We start from the raw sequence: 15,630 nt of genomic DNA, 5'->3' as shown, positions 1-15,630 counted from the left end.
CAATCTTTAGGTTGGAGATACGGCCGCTTTTGGCATCCTAAAAATCCGCGATTAAGAGAGCATCCGTTCAAACTCCGCACACAAAAAATTGCTAAAGCAATTTTTGTACCCCAGAAATGCTGCGCATTTCTCTGGGCTTTAGTGCGGAGCAGGATGCTCTCAGCGGATTTTTATGATATTATTATTTTCTTAAAATATTTTGCGTCAATTATTAAAATTATAAAAAAATAATTTCTAAAATTTTTATCTGTCCCTGATTCCAGTTTCATCAATGTAGAATCCTGCCTCCCCCTCTGGAAGATTAGGGCTGTCCACAAGCTTTGCAACTCTGCTTCCCTTCTTTCCCTTTCTGAGATAGAGCCTGAATGTGCTTGCATGGGCAACTATATGCCCCCCAATTGCCTGTGTCGGGTCTCCAAAGAAGACATCGGGCCTTGCCATCACCTGGTTTGTAACAAACACAGCAAGGTTATGTGTGTCTGCAAGCCTCATAAGCGCGTGCATGTGCTTGTTGAGCTTCTGCTGCCTGTCTGCAAGGGTTCCCCTTCCTATGAATTCTGCCCTGAAATGCGCAGTCAATGAATCTACCACTACAAGCTTTACCTTGAGATTCTGCTTCTCAATCAAGTCCTCAACCTTTTCTGCAAGTATCATCTGGTGGTCTGAGTTGTATGCCCTTGCAACCTTTATGTTCTTCAAAACTTTTTCGGGGTCAAGCCCTGCTGCCTTTGCAATCTGTGCAATTCTCTCTGGCCGAAATGTGCTTTCTGTGTCAATGTATACAACGCAGTATTCGGGGTTTAGCTTTTGGACATTCACTGAGAGCACATCTGCAATCTGCGTTTTTCCAGAGCCGAATTCTCCGTATGCCTCTGTTATTGCTCCGGTTTCAAACCCCCCACCAAGGAGCTTGTTTAATTCTTCGCTTCCTGTCTTTATCTTTTCAACCCGCTCCCTTCTCTTAAGCACTTCATCAGCGCCCTCAAAGTTCATCTGGAGCTTGTCTCTTGCTGAGTTTATCGCCTTTCTTGCAGCAGGTTCAGTCATTCCCGCTATCTCCATAAGCTCTCCGGGTGTTGCGACAGCTATGCTCATGAGGTTCCTGAATCCTGCTCCTTCAAGCTTTTCAGCTGTTGCAGCTCCCACTCCGGGAAGGTCAATTAGGGTAAGTCCTCCCTTTTCAGGCTTTTCAGCTTCTGAGCCGGAATCATCAAGATTTGCTGTTTCTTCGGTCTCTTCAACATCTTCTGTTGCTTCTTCGATTTTTTTCCTCATGTCATTCACCTTTTAGAATTTTTACTGCACTTCTTCAACTTCAACCATTTCGTCAGAGTCGCTTATCACAAGGTATTCATATGCCTTGTTCAGCACAAGAAGCGCTTTTGGGATGTCTAATATCCTTAAGCTGCGGGTATTCTGCCACGTTCCTTCCTTGTCTTTGTAGACCCTTTCCAGAGAAATAGTCCTGTATTCAGAAGGACCGTTGCCTTTCTGCTGAGTCTTGTTTTTCCAGATTGTTGCGCTTATCGCGCCAGCCCGAAACTTTTTCTCGGGTAAAGTCTTCTCTTTCTCCATTCTTACCAACTCCGTTTGCTTTTCGCATTTTGTTTCAAACCCCTTAAATAATGAAAGCGCTGTTTTGCAGCGCCTTCCAGGGTCGGATTGGTTCTTTCCAAGAACAAATCTGCTTTCTACTATTATAATCTTTCTTTAAATAGTTTTTCCGGCCGTGTCCAATGTCCAGTGGGGAGCATAAGCAATAAAAATTCATACAAAAAAGGCGCTAAAACTCATTACTTTAGTTGCGAGATACAGCGCCTTTTTGTACAACAAAATCCGAGATTTTGTGTACACAAACGCTTTGCGTTCGTTGTATCCTAAAACCACAAAAATCAGAGATTTTTGGGTCCAAAAAATGCAAAGCATTTTTTATGGAATCCGCGATTAAGAGAGCGTCCGATCAAATGCTCTCAGCGGATTTTTATGATATTGAAAAAATATATAAATGGCTGCCTTTTCTTTATTCATCATAGCGTGTTTAAAAAATGAATCAGAAATTTATTGATATTATGGATTTTTCCCTGAAATACCTGGAAAAATCAGCTGATTATGCAGAGGCAAGGCTGCAGAATTCAGATTCATCAGGCTTCACATTCAAGAACGGGATACTTGAAGAATCCTCAAGCGCCTCTCTTTACGGGCTCGGGCTAAGATTCACAATCCACGGGAATGTTGGATTTCTCTCCACAAATGTGCTGGACAAGACAGTTGTGAAAAGGTTAATTGATGAGAGCATAAGGACAGCAAGGGCTTCAAGGCTTGGCGAGAACCTTCCATTTTCAGAGGAAAAGCCATATAAGGCAAAATATTCTGTTCCTGAAAAAATCAGGGTTTCAGATTTCAGCGCAGAAAATAAGATTGGGCTTCTGCGCGAGATTGATTCTTCTGCAAAAAAGCTTGCGCAGGAAAGATATTTTTCAATACACGATTCAACTACTGAAAAGATTTTTGCAAATAGTGACGGGGCAAGCATTTATTCGCGCATTCCAAGAATATCATTTTACTACAATTTTTCCGTTATCTCAAACGGAAAGAGCAGCCAGCGCTCCTGGATGTATGGGGCAAGCTCGGGCTATGAGATTATGAAGAAGTGGAATCTTCCCTCTCTTGTTGAAAGGGAGGCAAGGGCTCTCGGAAGCACATTGAAATCAGGAATTGCCCCTCCCAAAGGAGATTTGGATATTGTCTGCTCTCCTGAAATTGTCGCAATAATGGTGCATGAAAGCGTGGGGCATCCTTATGAGGCAGACAGGATTCTCGGCAGGGAGGCAGCCCAGGCAGGAGAATCTTTTGTCAACCCATCAATGCTCAATTCAAGGATAGGAAGCGAATGTGTAAATGTTGCAGATGATCCGACAATTCCGAACAGCTACGGGCATTATCTTTTTGATGACGAGGGAGTCAAGGCAGGGAAGAGGCTTCTCATAAAAAACGGGATGATAAACGAGTTTCTCCACAGCAGGCAGACTGCATTTAAGCTTGGCGTTAAAAGCAATGCAGCTGCAAGGGCAGTAAGCTATGCAGTTGAGCCCATAGTCAGGATGGCAAACACATACATGGTGCCGGGCAATTATTCAGAGGAAGAGCTGATTGAGGGAGTGAAAAACGGGGTTTATTTCAGGAATTTCATGGAATGGAACATTGATGATGTGAGGCTCAACCAGAAATATGTCGGCGCAGAGGCTTATCTTATAAAGAATGGAAGGATTTCAGTTCCTGTGGTTAATCCCGCAATTGAGATTACTACTCCCAAGCTTTATTCAAGCATTGATGCTGTTGCCAATAATCTTGAGTTTCACTCAGGAAGCTGCGGCAAGGGCGAGCCAATGCAGGCAATTCCAGTCTGGTTTGGAGGGGCATCAATAAGGATGAGGAAAATAAGGGTGAACCTCTCTAAAAAGTGAATATTATGGCTTCAGCTAAATCTTCAGAGGAAAAGGCAAGGGAAGGCGCAAGAAGGTTTCTTGCAATGCTGAAAACAAGAGGTGCAGATAATGCTGTGGTTTCCCTTTCATCACAGAAGACATCACAGATAAAGTTCTCAAACAGCGTGATAAATGCAAGCATGCTATATTATGACTATTCCATGTCAGTCTTTGCATCATTCAATAAAAGGATAGTCAGCACAGTTCTCAAAAGTTTCGAGCCAAAAACCCTTGAGAAAAGCGCTGATTTCATCTCAAAGTTTGCGCGCTCAGTTGAGCCCAATCCGGAATACATGGGAATAGCAAAAGGCCCTTTCAGGTACAAAAAAATTGAGGGGCTTTATGACAAGGCGCTTGAGAATATCGGCGAGAAGTCAATGGATTATGTTTCAGATTCAATAAGCGAAGCTTCGGCAGGAAGGGTGAAGCGCACTGCAGGCATTCTTGAAACAGAAAGCAGCAGCGATTACCTGATTACATCAGGGAATGTTGAGGCAGAGGAGCGCTCTACAGGCGCATATTTTTCAATTAGGGCAATTGTGGAAAAGGACGAGTCAGCGCACTCAGTAACTGTCTCAAAAACTCTTTCAGGATTCAACCCAGTTAGATGCGCAGGAGAGGCATCTGAAATTGCAGGAAGAGTTCTTCCCAAATCAGCAATTGTTCCGGGAAAGTATGATGTGCTTTTCTATCCCCTGCCCTTTGCAGCCCTTCTTGACCTTGCTGCGTCATCCTGCTCAATATTTGAGGTTGAGTCAGGATTCTCATTTTTTCAGAACATGCTCGGGAAAAAGGCGGCATCTCCGATTGTGAATCTTTATGATGACCCCTCAATGCCATTTGGTTTTGGCTCAAGCACATTTGACGATGAGGGGGTTCCAACTCAGAAAAATGTGCTGATTGAAAACGGCATCCTTAAGACATACCTTCATAACACTTCCACTGCAAAGCGCCATCATACAAAAACTACTGCAAGCGCAGGGCTTGTTGCCCCTGAGCCCTCAAACATTGCTCTTGGAAAAGGGGGTTATTCCATTGAGGAGCTCATAGGAGAAATTAAAAAAGGGATAATAGTTACGAACCTGTGGTACACAAGATTCCAGAATTATAAGACAGGGGATTTTTCAACAATACCCAGGGACAGGATATTTGTAGTTGAGAACGGCAGGATAAAGTCCTGCACAAGCGGGATAAGGATTGCAGATTCGATGCCCAACATCATGAAAAGCATAGGAGCAATAGGAAAAGAGGACAGGCAGATTCTCGGCTGGGAAGTTGAGGTTCCTGTTAAAACTGCGCCAGTCCTTGTCAAAAATGTCAATATCACAAGACCCTTAAAGTAAATTAAAGCAGGAAAAAAATGAAAAGAAGAGAAAAGCACGGATTGGAAAGCGAAAATTCAGCGATTCAGGCAAATCAGGATGAGATTGCAAAGCTTCAGGCAGAAAATATAATTCTCAAGAAGTCTGTTGAAAATATGCAGTTTGAAATTGAAAGCTACAGGCAGGTTCCCCTGATTGTTGCAGATGTCAGGACAATCCTCGATAAAAATGCAATTATCAAGCTTTCAAATGGAAATGTCTTTTATGTTTCAGTTTCCCCGTCGTGCTCTGGCTTGAGAGCCAATGACACTGTTCTTGTGGAGCAAAAGAACCTGAGCATAGTGAGGAAGATACCTTCCACAAAGGAATTCGGGGTTGAAAGCTTTCTCATAATTGAGAAGCCAAAAATAAGGTGGGAGGATGTAGGAGGGCTTTCAGAGCAGGCAAATGAGATAAAGGAAGTGATTGAGCTCCCGTTGAAACATCCTGAACTTTTCAAGAAAGTAGGGATAACTCCGCCCAAGGGGATACTCCTTTATGGGCCTCCTGGAACAGGAAAAACCATGCTTGCAAAGGCAGTTGCAGCATCCACCAACTCCACATTTATAGAGATTGTTTCATCAGAGCTTGTCCAGAAATTCATAGGCGAAGGCGCAAAGCTTGTGCGCGAAATTTTTGAGCTTGCAAAGGAAAAGGCGCCCTCAATAATATTCATAGACGAAATAGACGCCCTTGCAGCAGTGCGCGTTGACATAGGGACTTCTGGCGAAAGAGAGGTTCAGAGGACCTTTATGCAGCTTCTCTCTGAGATAGACGGCTTCAAGCCGCTAGGCGATGTGAAAATAATAGGGTGCACAAACAGGGAAGACCTCCTTGACCCTGCAATTACAAGGCCGGGAAGGCTTGACCGGAAAATTGAAATTTCCATTCCAAATGAGAGGGGAATAAGGGAGATTTTCATGATTCACACGAAGAATATGAACCTGAGGAGTGTTGACATAAACTCAATTGTCCAGAAAATGAAGGGCTTTTCAGGCGCTGAAATAAAGGCGTGCTGCACAGAGTCAGGGTATTTTGCAATCAGGAATGAAAGGACATATGTGAGCCAGCAGGATTTCATTGATGCAGTAAAAAAGGTAAGGCAGAAAGAGGGCTCATCTGAGGGAGAGCGGCTAGCGATGTTCGGATAAATTTTTTTAATGATGAAAAATGGCGCTTGTTCCAAAATTCGCCAGGCGAATTTTTATGATATTTAAGTTCATAAACTATTAAAGTGAATTATGAACGATATAGCACTAATAATCTTGATTTTTCCGGGTGAGAGCATTTCAGGCGGTTTCAATACGACAAAAATGAATTTTGAAAAAGTTTATATAACTTAATATATTTTATGCGTTGGTTGAGAGGTGTTTAATGAAAAAGAATATTAATAATATTCTTGCTGTTATTCTATTTGTCCCAATAATATTCAAAATTCTAATTTTTAGAAACCCCAAATGAAAACAAATGTCTGTTATATCTATAAAATTTTATTGATATCTTTTTTTGCAATAGTATTGATCGAGTCAGCAATGGCAGCAATTACCTACCCTAACTCATCATACATAAATGTCACTTATCCTCAAAATATCCTGGTCAAGTATTATCTCACAGTTAACAGCTCTAATGTTACTAGTGGAGTTAGTCTTGTTAATGTTACCCTTGGCAGGCAGTTATGCACTCTTGCATCTGCTAATCAGTTTTACATCGAACAGATAAGTGTGGGTTCTCATGATGCCGATCAAACTGGCGTAAGCATGATTATTAGCCCTTACAGCACAATATTTGGAGACATTAGTGCAGAAGAATATCATGCGGGTCTGCTATTTAGTCCAAATATTCCGCAGGGAGCAACAATAACTAATGCCTTCATTACTTTCTATCTTAACAGCGTTGCCGGCAGTAACGCTCTTGTTGATTGGTATGGTGATGATTCTGACACCGCATTAGTATTTGGCGCTAATGATAATAACATCACAAACAGGGTTAAGACCACAGCTACGGTTTACTGGAATGCAAGTGCTTCAAATCCAGTTTACTGGGGGATGACTTTTAACTCTCCTAACCTTTCCAGCATAGTTCAGGAAATAGTCAATAGAGGCGGCTGGACGAGCGGGAATAATATTGCTTTCGTTGGAATTTCAAGAAGTGCACCTACAAATAATTATATTACTGGACTCGACGTGGCGAGTGGTGTTGGAGCAGCATATTATTCCAAAGTTAATATTTCTTACAGCACAGACGGGAATGTATATAACTCGACTCAAAGTTTGTGGATTGTTAACTGCTTAATTCCTGACTTGGGCAAAGTAGGGCTTCAGAATTTAACAGTAAATTTAAATTATAATGAAAATTTCTACTCATTAAATTCCATTGATTCAGTGAATTATGGCAACAAACCAAATGCAGGCGGCAACAAATCAAATGTTGGCGTTAATATCCTGCTCAATAATGATAATGTTCAGGTTAACGCTTCAAACAATCAACTCGTAAACATAACTGCTTTATTCACAAGCCATGGAACTTACACTTTCATTAATTCAACATTCTGGAATGGAATCCCTCTCGTTCAGAAGCAGATGCTCTCGTGCGAGATTCCAGTAATAATGTTTCATCGGGTAGAGAACAGCGCAAACAATGCTGGTTACACTAATGTTTCATACTTCACCCAAATTGTTGAGACACTATATAATAATAATTATCACAGCATCAGCATGAAAGATTACGCCAGCTTAAGAGCGCGTGACGAGTGCCCTGCAGGCAAAAGTTTCATAATGACTTTCGGAGATGGCTTCTCTTCAGTTTATACTGGCGCCAAGCCGATACTTGACGCTTACAACTACACTGCCGTAGTAGGAGTAATAAGTGGGGATATAAACCAACCAACATATTTGACAACTGCTCAGCTCACAAGTTTAGTAAGCTCTGGCTGGGAAATTGCTGGGCACGGAGAGATTGGGCTAAATTGCTCTCTCACCACCGCTCAAATAATTACTGAGTTGAACAGGACTAAAAATTATATGATGATAAATTACGGGCATAATGTTACTTCCTTCGGCTATCCAAATAGTAATTATGAATGCAGCAGCGTCTACACTCAACTCACTGCCTTAAGCTTCACCATTGCATATGACCCCACTGAGAATATGCCCAAGCAGAATTTGTACGGCTATAAATATAATGTCAGAGGGCAGGCGTGGGAAAATTATCATTTTGTAAGCCCATTCAACTGGAGCATGGCTGACTTCCGTGCATGGATTAATTACTCAAACATTCTTAATCCAGAAGGTTATGACCTCAATCTGCGAAATAATACTGATGTTTGGTATCAGAATTGGGAGAATGATAATCTTGGAAGTTTAGGATTTAATCAGGCAATGTCTCATAATCTCAGCGTTTGGGCTCCTGAGGCTGGAAGTTACCAGTTCAAATTCAGGGCTCAGTCAGGATGGGCTTCTAACCAGAATGGTTATGGTGAAGCGTGGAATTTCACAATTAACGAACTGACATATTCAAGCGCTAATTATACTATTTCAGATTTTGTTAATGATGAAGGAAACATTTGGGTAACCTGGGGAACTTTTTTAATTACGCCGAATGTTACTTTGGCTAAAGGCAGGAATAACATCACTATAAAATTAGTTCAGGTTAATGACCAAATATTCTTTGACTACCTGACTTTTGATAAAGTAAGCAACAATCTTACCAAAATAATTAACACTTCTGACTATCCTGCCGGAACTTACATCCTCACAGCATATTCTCAAAACAGCACGGATTACAACTTCAACTCATCAACAATCACTTTAAAGATACTCGTGGACAATGGTTATTCATGCATTAACGGAGCAACTAAACAATGCGGAACCACTGATGCTGGTGAATGCCAATATGGATTAAGCACTTGTTCTATTGGAATTTGGAGCAATTGTGCCGGTAACGTAGAACCAGTTGCAGAAATCTGTGATGGCTTAGATAATGATTGTGATAGTTTTGTTGATGAAGAATGCAAAGCCCAATTGAAAGTAACAAAGATTGTAATAAATAATGATGGCGGAGCAAAGGTTTTATCTGACTTCCCGTTATTTGTGAACAGTAGTTCAGTAATTAGCGGTGCAACTAATGAATTCAACATTGGAGTGTATACAATATCAGAAACAAGCAGTCCAGGATATACAGCTACAATATCCGGCGATTGTGCTGCGGATGGCAAAATAACATTGGCGCCCGGAGATAACAAAATATGCATCATAACAAACGATGACAAACACTATGCAGCAGCAATAAGGATTAATGCTGGTGGTAAAGCATTTACTGATTCTTTAGGCAAGGTTTGGGCTAAAGACAATTCGTATAATACCGGGTATATGGCATTTTTTTCCAACAGTATCTCTGGCACTATAGATGATTATCTTTATCAGACTGAGCGTTATGATACATCAGCTCTTCCGGAATTGTCTTACAGGATTAATGTGTCAAACGGAGACTATGAAGTTAACTTGTACTTTGCTGAGATAAGGAGTGATGCCTTCCGCGTTAATAAGCGCGTTTTCGATGTTTATCTTGAGGGTGCGTTGAAGCTTGATGACTTGGATATCTACAAAGAAGTCGGCGCAAGAAAGGCTCTTAAGAAGACCTTTAATGTCACTGTTGCTGATGGCATTGTAAATATTGATTTCAAGTGCAAGACCGGAAACCCGAAGATTTCAGCAATAGAGCTAATATCAGTTAGCACGCCATAAATTAGACATTAATTATTTTTTCTTATGATCCTTATGCTCTCTTGCCTTATTCTTCTTAGGATATTTCTGCGTAATGCAATTTTTTATGAAATCCGCGAATCAGAGGGCATCAGATCAAACGCTCTCAGCGGATTTTTATGATATAATTCTTTATTTACTTCTTAATCCTTTTTTGTTGTTATTTTTGTGTACTCATAAAACTTTTTAAGGTACTTCCTGCTGTTTCACTGCAGGGGTGTAAATATGGCATTTACTCTTTTTCAGAAGAACAGACCAAAGGACAACGCAGTTAATAATCTCCAAAAAGAGCCTCTTCTCGAGCCTCCACGCTTTCCTTCAGGCATTTCCAGCAGCTTCAGTTCAGATATTCCGAATCCCCCGGCGCCTCAGATGAGGAATTCATTTGATGCTCCGGAAAATCCATTTGCAAATCAGATTCCGAGGCAGGAGAATAAGCAGTTTAGGGAGTTTGTTCCCCCGCCCGAAAGGGCATTTATTTCCCAGCAGGAAAATCCGTTTTTGGAGCGCCAAAAGCAGTTTCCTCCAAATTTTGATTTTAATTCTGAAAGTCAAAAAAATCAGCAGGTGCAGGATAAGGAAATAAAAGCAGTTATGCCTGGGGATGCTCAAGGAGATTGCCGGAATAAAGGACATGATTGCAGCTGCGGGCAATTCGCTCAATACACTGCATTCCATCAAGCACAGCGAGGATGCAGAGCTTACTGAATGGCGCTCAACACTTGAAGACATAGAAAGAAAGATTGTCTATATGGATGAAGCCCTTTTTGGCGAAAGATAGGGTGATACTTTTGGAATCAAATGAAAGAAAGTTTCCTGTTTTCATAAAAATTGAGGAATACAGGGACATTATTGACATTGCAGAGCTTATCAAGAGAAAGGTAAGGGATGCAAAGACTCTTCTTGCAGCAATAGAGGACATAAAAGAAAGCGAGCAATCCGAGCTTGAAGCATGGAGAAATGCCCTTTCAGAAATTGAAAAGAAGATTGAAGAGATAGACAGCGAGCTTCTCTCGCCAGGTGAATAATCAGATGAAACAGCAGAGAAAGCAGCCAGGCAATGAGGAGCTTTTTGTTCCGCTTAGATATCCTGATGAGCTAAGGCTCAGGATTCTTGCGCTTTCAAAGGGCACTGTTGCGCTTCTTCAGATGCATGACGGAATTCTTAGGCTTAGGGAGCAGAAAGAGGAGAGCATGGTGGAGCTTAAAAAAACATTTGATGAGCTTTCAACGCTTATGGATTCCCTGAGAAAAGCAGTGATAAGGTCAAAATCAGTTGGTGAAAAGCAGATTGTCTCAATGGTTGCATCAAAGCAGCATTTTGCTGCTGAAAAGCCAGCTGCCGAAAAGCAGGTTTCAGAAGCCAAAAATGAAAAGGGAGCAATTCTTGACAATCTTGAAAAGGAGCTTTCCGAGATAGAAAAGAAGCTCGGCAAGATATAATTTAAACCGGTTTTTTCTCAAAAGTTTTATAAAGATTATCCCAGTTTTCTCTTGCAAATGATTGCATACTGCACAAGGACCGAGTGAACACCCGCTGAGCGAAAGCAATGAGGAACGGTAGTAACTAGGGAGTGCATGCAAAAATCATTTTCTCATTTTTTAAGTAAGCCAAATGTGCTTAATCCATCTTAGAAAGTTTTTTATAATGCACTCCTTTCTTTTTTTTCATGATAAAGATTCCCTTAGAAGAGATAATCTCATCAATTAAGGAGAGAAGCGGGCTTTCTTTTGAGGAAATAGAATCAAGAATGGATGCAAAGGTCAAGCAGCTTTCCGGGCTCATCAGCAGGGAAGGCGCAGCCCACATCATTGCAAATGAGCTTGGGATAAGGCTTTTTGAGTCTGTTTCAGGCAGGCTTCAGATAAAGAACATTCTTTCAGGCATGAGAGATGTTGAGACAGTTGGAAGGGTTCTAAGGATTTTTGGGATAAGCGAATTCGCAACAGAGTCAAAAACAGGCAGGGTTGCCTCGATGATAATAGGGGATGAGACAGGGCAAGTAAGGATTGTCCTTTGGAATGAGCAGGCAGATAATGTTTCGCAGATAAAACTCGGGGACATTGTTAAAATAAGGTCAGGATATGTCCGCGAGAGAAACGGGCAGCTTGAAGTTCACCTTAACCAGAAATCAAAGCTGATAATAAACCCATCGGGCGAGTCAATGCCAGAAATAAAGGAAAAGGCATATTCGAAGAACAGTGAAAGAAAGTTCATAAATGAGCTTAAAGAGGGGGATTCAGCAGAGGTTCTGGGAAGCATTGTGCAGGTTTTTGAGCCAAGATTCTATGAGAGCTGCCCGCAGTGCAGGAGAAAGCTTCGTGAGACAAAAGACGGGCTTTCCTGCCAGACCCACGGAATTATGAATCCCTCCTTCAGCTATGTGTTAAATCTCTTTCTTGATGACGGAACAGAAAATATAAGAGTTGTCTGTTTTCGGGAGCAGGCAATGCAGCTTCTTTCAAAAGATGACAAGGATATGCTTGAATTCAAGAATTTTCCAGACAAGTTTGAGCAGGTTAAGCAGTCTGTCCTCGGGATGCAGATAAAAGTTTATGGGAAAGTCGTTAAGAACCAGAATTTTGACAGAATTGAATTTATTGCGCAGTCAATAAACCCAAATCCAGACCCCCTGAAAGAGATGGAAATCCTCAAGTCAGAGCTTGCAAAGAAGTAAAACCGCTTTTCTTTAGAAAAATTTTAATAGGAGCCCGTATTAATTTTACAAATACTTAATGGGGGTGCATCTTTTGGCAGTTCAGATAATCTTTCTTGGAACAGGAGGGGATTCCTATGTTGTCGGGAGCCAGATAAGGGGTTCAGGGGGAATAATCATAAAAACAGAAAAAAGGCAGTTTCACATAGACCCCGGACCCGGAAGCCTTGTAAGGGCAAGCCAGTGCAGGATTAATGTGAGAAACAATGATGTAATCCTTGTAAGCCACAATCACGTTAATCACGCATGCGAGCTTAATGCACTGATTGAGGCAATGACCCTTTCCGGATTTGAGAAAAAGGGCATTCTTGTGAGCACAAACCAGGTGATAAACGGTGACGAAAATTCAATTCCCGTTCTTGATAATTTTCACAAGGAATGCCTTCTGAAATACATGGTTGTTAAGCCCGGGGAGCGCGTTGGGATTGATGATGTTGACATAATTGCAACTAAAACTATGCACCACGCAGAGAATGTGGGGTTTAAGATACTTTACCCCGCTTTCACCCTTTCATATGTTTCAGACACTTCTTATTTCAGGGAGCTTGCTGAGGAGCACAGGGATTCTGACATTTTAATCCTGAATGTTGTAGGCTCAGGGAATGAGGAGATAAAAGGGAACCTTAATTCAGAGGGCGCTGAAAAGCTCATTTCAGCAGTCCAGCCGAAGCTTACAGTTATAACTCATTTTGGGAAGAAGATGATTGATGATGACCCCGTGTTTGTTGCAAGGGAGCTTCAGAAAAAGACAGGCTTCCAGGTTATTGCTGCAAAGGACGGAATGACAATAAATCCATCATCTTATTCAGCAAACTCGCCCCAGAAGAGGATAGTTTCATACTGAATTTCCTACTGAACCTGCTTTTTTATTTAAAATTTTCATCTGTCATTTTCATCGCCATCATCTTGTGGCAAAGCTTTGCAAGGGAAAATGCCTCTGCACGGTAATTGTTAGCAGGCGCAAACTCAGTAATGTCTGCTGCAATGACATTTTTTCTTGAAAAGATTTCTGAAAGTATCTCTATTGTTTCATTCCAGAAAAAACCGCCAGGTTCAGGTGTTCCTGTATTTCTTATGAAAGAGGGGTCAAAAAAGTCAGCATCAATTGAAAGATAAACATTTTTTCCAAGCCGTGAAAGTTCAGTTAAAAGTTTTTTCCTGCTGTATTCATATGCCCTTATTGCGCTTACATTCCCGCTGTTTTTCATGAATTCCATTTCATCCACATCCTGCGCCCGCAGCCCGATAATCAGGATTTTATGCTTTTCCTGCATCCTTTTTGAGACGCAGGCATGATTGAACCTTGAATTGTTCCAGGATTCCCTCATGTCAGAATGGGCGTCCAGAACAATTACTGAAAAATCCTCTCCTGATTTTTCCATCCCCAATGTTACGCCAAGGGTTACTGTGTGGTCTCCCCCGATTATTATTGGGAAATCTGTTCCTTTTTTGTGAATTTCAGATATTCTTTTTGAGATTTTTTCTATTGCCTCTCCCTCAGAAGCGCCCTTAAGGCGCATCTTTTCCAATGTCTCAATTCCCAAAAGAAACGGCTCTTTATCGAATTGCTCATCATAATATTCAAGGTTGTATGAGGAATCCAAAATTTTTTCAGAGCCGCGAATTGCGCCCCTTCCCCAGGTTGGCTTTCCCTCATATTCAACAGGGATTATCTTGAATCTTGAGCTTTTTCTGCTGTATTCCTCCGGCATATTCATGAATCTCATTTTTTTCACCTGCATTTTATCCAATTATCTCAGTTGGTATTTTTTTCAGCCCGTCAAAATCAGATGCAAAATTATATGCTCCTGCATTCAGGAAAACAATTTCATCCCCTATTTTCGGATTCTTCAGGAAAACCTTGTACCTGAATATGTCAATTGAGTCAGGAGTGCATCCCTTTACAACATACGCCTTTCCGTGCTCTTCATCTGTTTCGCCGTCAATGAGAAGCCTTATGTTCATTACAAATGTGTCCATGCAGGAATTATACACAGAGCAGTCGAGAACAATGTTTCTTTCAAATATGCTTTTTATGTGGGCAACCAATTTTATTGACGGCGCTGCAATGAACCTTCCCGGCTCAACAATAAGCATTATTCCTTTTTTGTTCAGCCATTCCCTCAGTTCGTTTATTTTCTTTAAGATGCTTTCCTCGTTGGGGTTTGAGTTCCTGTATTCAGAGGGAAGCCCGCCCCCGATATTCAATGTGTAGATTGACTTAAGGGTTTTTTCATCAAGCGAATCTGAAATCTCATCCTTAAGGCTCCATTCGCTTATGTTCTGTGTTTTCCTGTGGACATGTATTCCGATTTTCTCTATGTTTTTGATTCCCCTTATTTTTTCAACTGCAGAATTTATCTCATCTGCGCCCATTCCGAAAACAAAGTGCTTTCCAGTGTATATTGTGTTCTCCTTCAGCTTCATCCTGAGAAACACCCAGATTTTTTCATTTCTCCCCTTTATTGCATCAAGCAGTGTCTTAAGGTCAGCTGAATTGTCAACTACAAACTTTCTTATTTTGAGTTTAAGAAGTTTTTTTATCTCATCTGCATCCCAGGCAACCGCGAAAAAGATTATCCTCTCTTTATCCCTTATGCTTTTTATGTATCCGGAAGAGGAAAGGCTGAAGAGGCATTCTGATTCTTTTTCAAGGACTTTTCCAACTTCAGGGTTTGTCTTAAAGCTGTAGGATACAAAATCAGAAATCTTTTCTATCTTTTTCAGCTGGCTAAGGACTTTTTTTCTGCTCAGAATAAATTTGGGCGGCTTATTCATTTTTGCCTTCTCCGATAACTCCGCTCAATGAAAGCTCTTCAAGTGAGCCCATCATCACCAAAGGGAAAGTTATTGTCACATCCCCTATTACTGTTACTGCATCTGCATCATCCTTTATCTTTCCCCAGCTTTTGGCTTCATCAGTTGTTGCTCCGCTCATGCTTCCACTCATTGCGCTTGCTGTTGTCATGTATACCGCATAGTCCATTCCCCCGTTTATCAGGGTTGAGAGTATTGCATAATGCTTTGACACTCCTCCCCCAAGGCAGATTATCCCCTTTTTGTCATCCTGGCTTGTTGATATTACTATTTCCTTGAAGTCCTTTACGCTGTCTATTATGAAATCAGGATGCTTTTCCTGGAACATGAACAGGTGGAATCCAAGTGCGCCGTCAGTTATTGCAGGGCAGAATATCGGGACATTTCTTTTTGCAGCCTGATAAAGTATTGAATGGGAATCATTCAGCATGAGCCCGATTTCCCTGAAGAATTCTGATGTTGTGAGCCTCTTGCTTTTTTTGTATATCCG

15 protein-coding genes are annotated in these 15,630 nt (G+C 41.3%); 10 read left to right on the top strand and 5 right to left on the bottom strand.

Annotated features, from left to right (window positions below; translation table 11 throughout):
* The coding region (locus NTV63_05880) for a hypothetical protein (protein MCX6710446.1) at nt 1–231 on the top strand (231 nt) is incomplete at its 5' end.
* Nucleotides 232–243: 12 nt separating this feature from the next.
* On the opposite strand, the gene radA is transcribed toward NTV63_05880, so the two are convergent.
* A complete protein-coding gene (gene radA, locus NTV63_05875; GenBank protein ID MCX6710445.1) occupies nt 244–1,275 on the bottom strand; it encodes a DNA repair and recombination protein RadA in 1,032 nt (343 codons plus the stop codon).
* A gap of 21 nt (nt 1,276–1,296) precedes the next feature.
* Nucleotides 1,297–1,575: a hypothetical protein gene (locus NTV63_05870; protein ID MCX6710444.1), complete on the bottom strand. Its 279-nt coding sequence runs from the start codon at nt 1,573–1,575 to the stop codon at nt 1,297–1,299.
* Nucleotides 1,576–2,045: 470 nt separating this feature from the next.
* On the opposite strand from NTV63_05870, the gene NTV63_05865 reads away from it, so the two are divergent.
* From NTV63_05865 to NTV63_05825, 9 genes are all read left to right on the top strand, one after another.
* Nucleotides 2,046–3,464, top strand: a complete 1,419-nt coding sequence (locus NTV63_05865; GenBank protein ID MCX6710443.1) for a TldD/PmbA family protein — start codon at nt 2,046–2,048, stop codon at nt 3,462–3,464.
* A 5-nt stretch (nt 3,465–3,469) separates the two neighbouring features.
* Nucleotides 3,470–4,828: a TldD/PmbA family protein gene (locus NTV63_05860; GenBank protein ID MCX6710442.1), complete on the top strand. Its 1,359-nt coding sequence runs from the start codon at nt 3,470–3,472 to the stop codon at nt 4,826–4,828.
* 17 nt (nt 4,829–4,845) lie between these two features.
* Entirely contained in the window at nt 4,846–5,997 is a 1,152-nt protein-coding gene (locus NTV63_05855) for an AAA family ATPase (protein ID MCX6710441.1), read from the top strand.
* Between the two features lie 381 nt (nt 5,998–6,378).
* Complete coding sequence (locus tag NTV63_05850; GenBank protein ID MCX6710440.1) at nt 6,379–9,588, top strand: malectin domain-containing carbohydrate-binding protein; 3,210 nt, start codon at nt 6,379–6,381, stop codon at nt 9,586–9,588.
* A 622-nt stretch (nt 9,589–10,210) separates the two neighbouring features.
* The gene (locus NTV63_05845; GenBank protein MCX6710439.1) at nt 10,211–10,387 is read left to right on the top strand and encodes a hypothetical protein; all 177 of its coding nucleotides are present in this window, start codon (nt 10,211–10,213) and stop codon (nt 10,385–10,387) included.
* Nucleotides 10,388–10,397: 10 nt separating this feature from the next.
* Nucleotides 10,398–10,634, top strand: coding sequence for a hypothetical protein (locus tag NTV63_05840; GenBank protein ID MCX6710438.1), 237 nt, complete (start codon nt 10,398–10,400; stop codon nt 10,632–10,634).
* A 4-nt stretch (nt 10,635–10,638) separates the two neighbouring features.
* Entirely contained in the window at nt 10,639–11,049 is a 411-nt protein-coding gene (locus NTV63_05835) for a hypothetical protein (protein ID MCX6710437.1), read from the top strand.
* Between the two features lie 227 nt (nt 11,050–11,276).
* The gene (locus NTV63_05830) at nt 11,277–12,284 is read left to right on the top strand and encodes an OB-fold nucleic acid binding domain-containing protein (protein MCX6710436.1); all 1,008 of its coding nucleotides are present in this window, start codon (nt 11,277–11,279) and stop codon (nt 12,282–12,284) included.
* A 73-nt stretch (nt 12,285–12,357) separates the two neighbouring features.
* Nucleotides 12,358–13,167: an MBL fold metallo-hydrolase gene (locus tag NTV63_05825; protein ID MCX6710435.1), complete on the top strand. Its 810-nt coding sequence runs from the start codon at nt 12,358–12,360 to the stop codon at nt 13,165–13,167.
* A gap of 22 nt (nt 13,168–13,189) precedes the next feature.
* Here the strand turns inward: NTV63_05825 and speB are convergent, their stop codons facing one another.
* From speB to NTV63_05810, 3 genes are all read right to left on the bottom strand, one after another.
* Nucleotides 13,190–14,050, bottom strand: a complete 861-nt coding sequence (gene speB / locus NTV63_05820) for an agmatinase (GenBank protein MCX6710434.1) — start codon at nt 14,048–14,050, stop codon at nt 13,190–13,192.
* A gap of 16 nt (nt 14,051–14,066) precedes the next feature.
* Entirely contained in the window at nt 14,067–15,101 is a 1,035-nt protein-coding gene (locus NTV63_05815; protein MCX6710433.1) for a decarboxylase, read from the bottom strand.
* Nucleotides 15,094–15,630, bottom strand: a 537-nt coding sequence (locus tag NTV63_05810; GenBank protein ID MCX6710432.1) for a deoxyhypusine synthase family protein, incomplete at its 5' end; no start/stop codon positions are given. The genes NTV63_05810 and NTV63_05815, both read right to left, overlap by 8 nt.

The sequence above is a fragment of the Candidatus Woesearchaeota archaeon genome (assembly GCA_026394965.1).
Classification (GTDB): Archaea; Nanobdellota; Nanobdellia; order Woesearchaeales; family 0-14-0-80-44-23; genus JAPLZQ01.
Note: the sequence above shows the minus strand (reverse complement) of the source record. Positions and strands in the feature narration are given on the sequence as shown.

What these genes read in the sequence shown, in the direction of transcription:
- radA (MCX6710445.1), bottom strand. Translation starts at nt 1,275, where the DNA reads ATGAGGAAAAAAATCGAAGAAGCAACAGAAGATGTTGAAGAGACCGAA.
- NTV63_05870 (MCX6710444.1), bottom strand. Translation starts at nt 1,575, where the DNA reads ATGGAGAAAGAGAAGACTTTACCCGAGAAAAAGTTTCGGGCTGGCGCG.
- NTV63_05865 (MCX6710443.1), top strand. Translation starts at nt 2,046, where the DNA reads ATGAATCAGAAATTTATTGATATTATGGATTTTTCCCTGAAATACCTG.
- NTV63_05860 (MCX6710442.1), top strand. Translation starts at nt 3,470, where the DNA reads ATGGCTTCAGCTAAATCTTCAGAGGAAAAGGCAAGGGAAGGCGCAAGA.
- NTV63_05855 (MCX6710441.1), top strand. Translation starts at nt 4,846, where the DNA reads ATGAAAAGAAGAGAAAAGCACGGATTGGAAAGCGAAAATTCAGCGATT.
- NTV63_05850 (MCX6710440.1), top strand. Translation starts at nt 6,379, where the DNA reads ATGGCAGCAATTACCTACCCTAACTCATCATACATAAATGTCACTTAT.
- NTV63_05845 (MCX6710439.1), top strand. Translation starts at nt 10,211, where the DNA reads ATGCTCAAGGAGATTGCCGGAATAAAGGACATGATTGCAGCTGCGGGC.
- NTV63_05835 (MCX6710437.1), top strand. Translation starts at nt 10,639, where the DNA reads ATGAAACAGCAGAGAAAGCAGCCAGGCAATGAGGAGCTTTTTGTTCCG.
- NTV63_05830 (MCX6710436.1), top strand. Translation starts at nt 11,277, where the DNA reads ATGATAAAGATTCCCTTAGAAGAGATAATCTCATCAATTAAGGAGAGA.
- speB (MCX6710434.1), bottom strand. Translation starts at nt 14,050, where the DNA reads ATGAGATTCATGAATATGCCGGAGGAATACAGCAGAAAAAGCTCAAGA.
- NTV63_05815 (MCX6710433.1), bottom strand. Translation starts at nt 15,101, where the DNA reads ATGAATAAGCCGCCCAAATTTATTCTGAGCAGAAAAAAAGTCCTTAGC.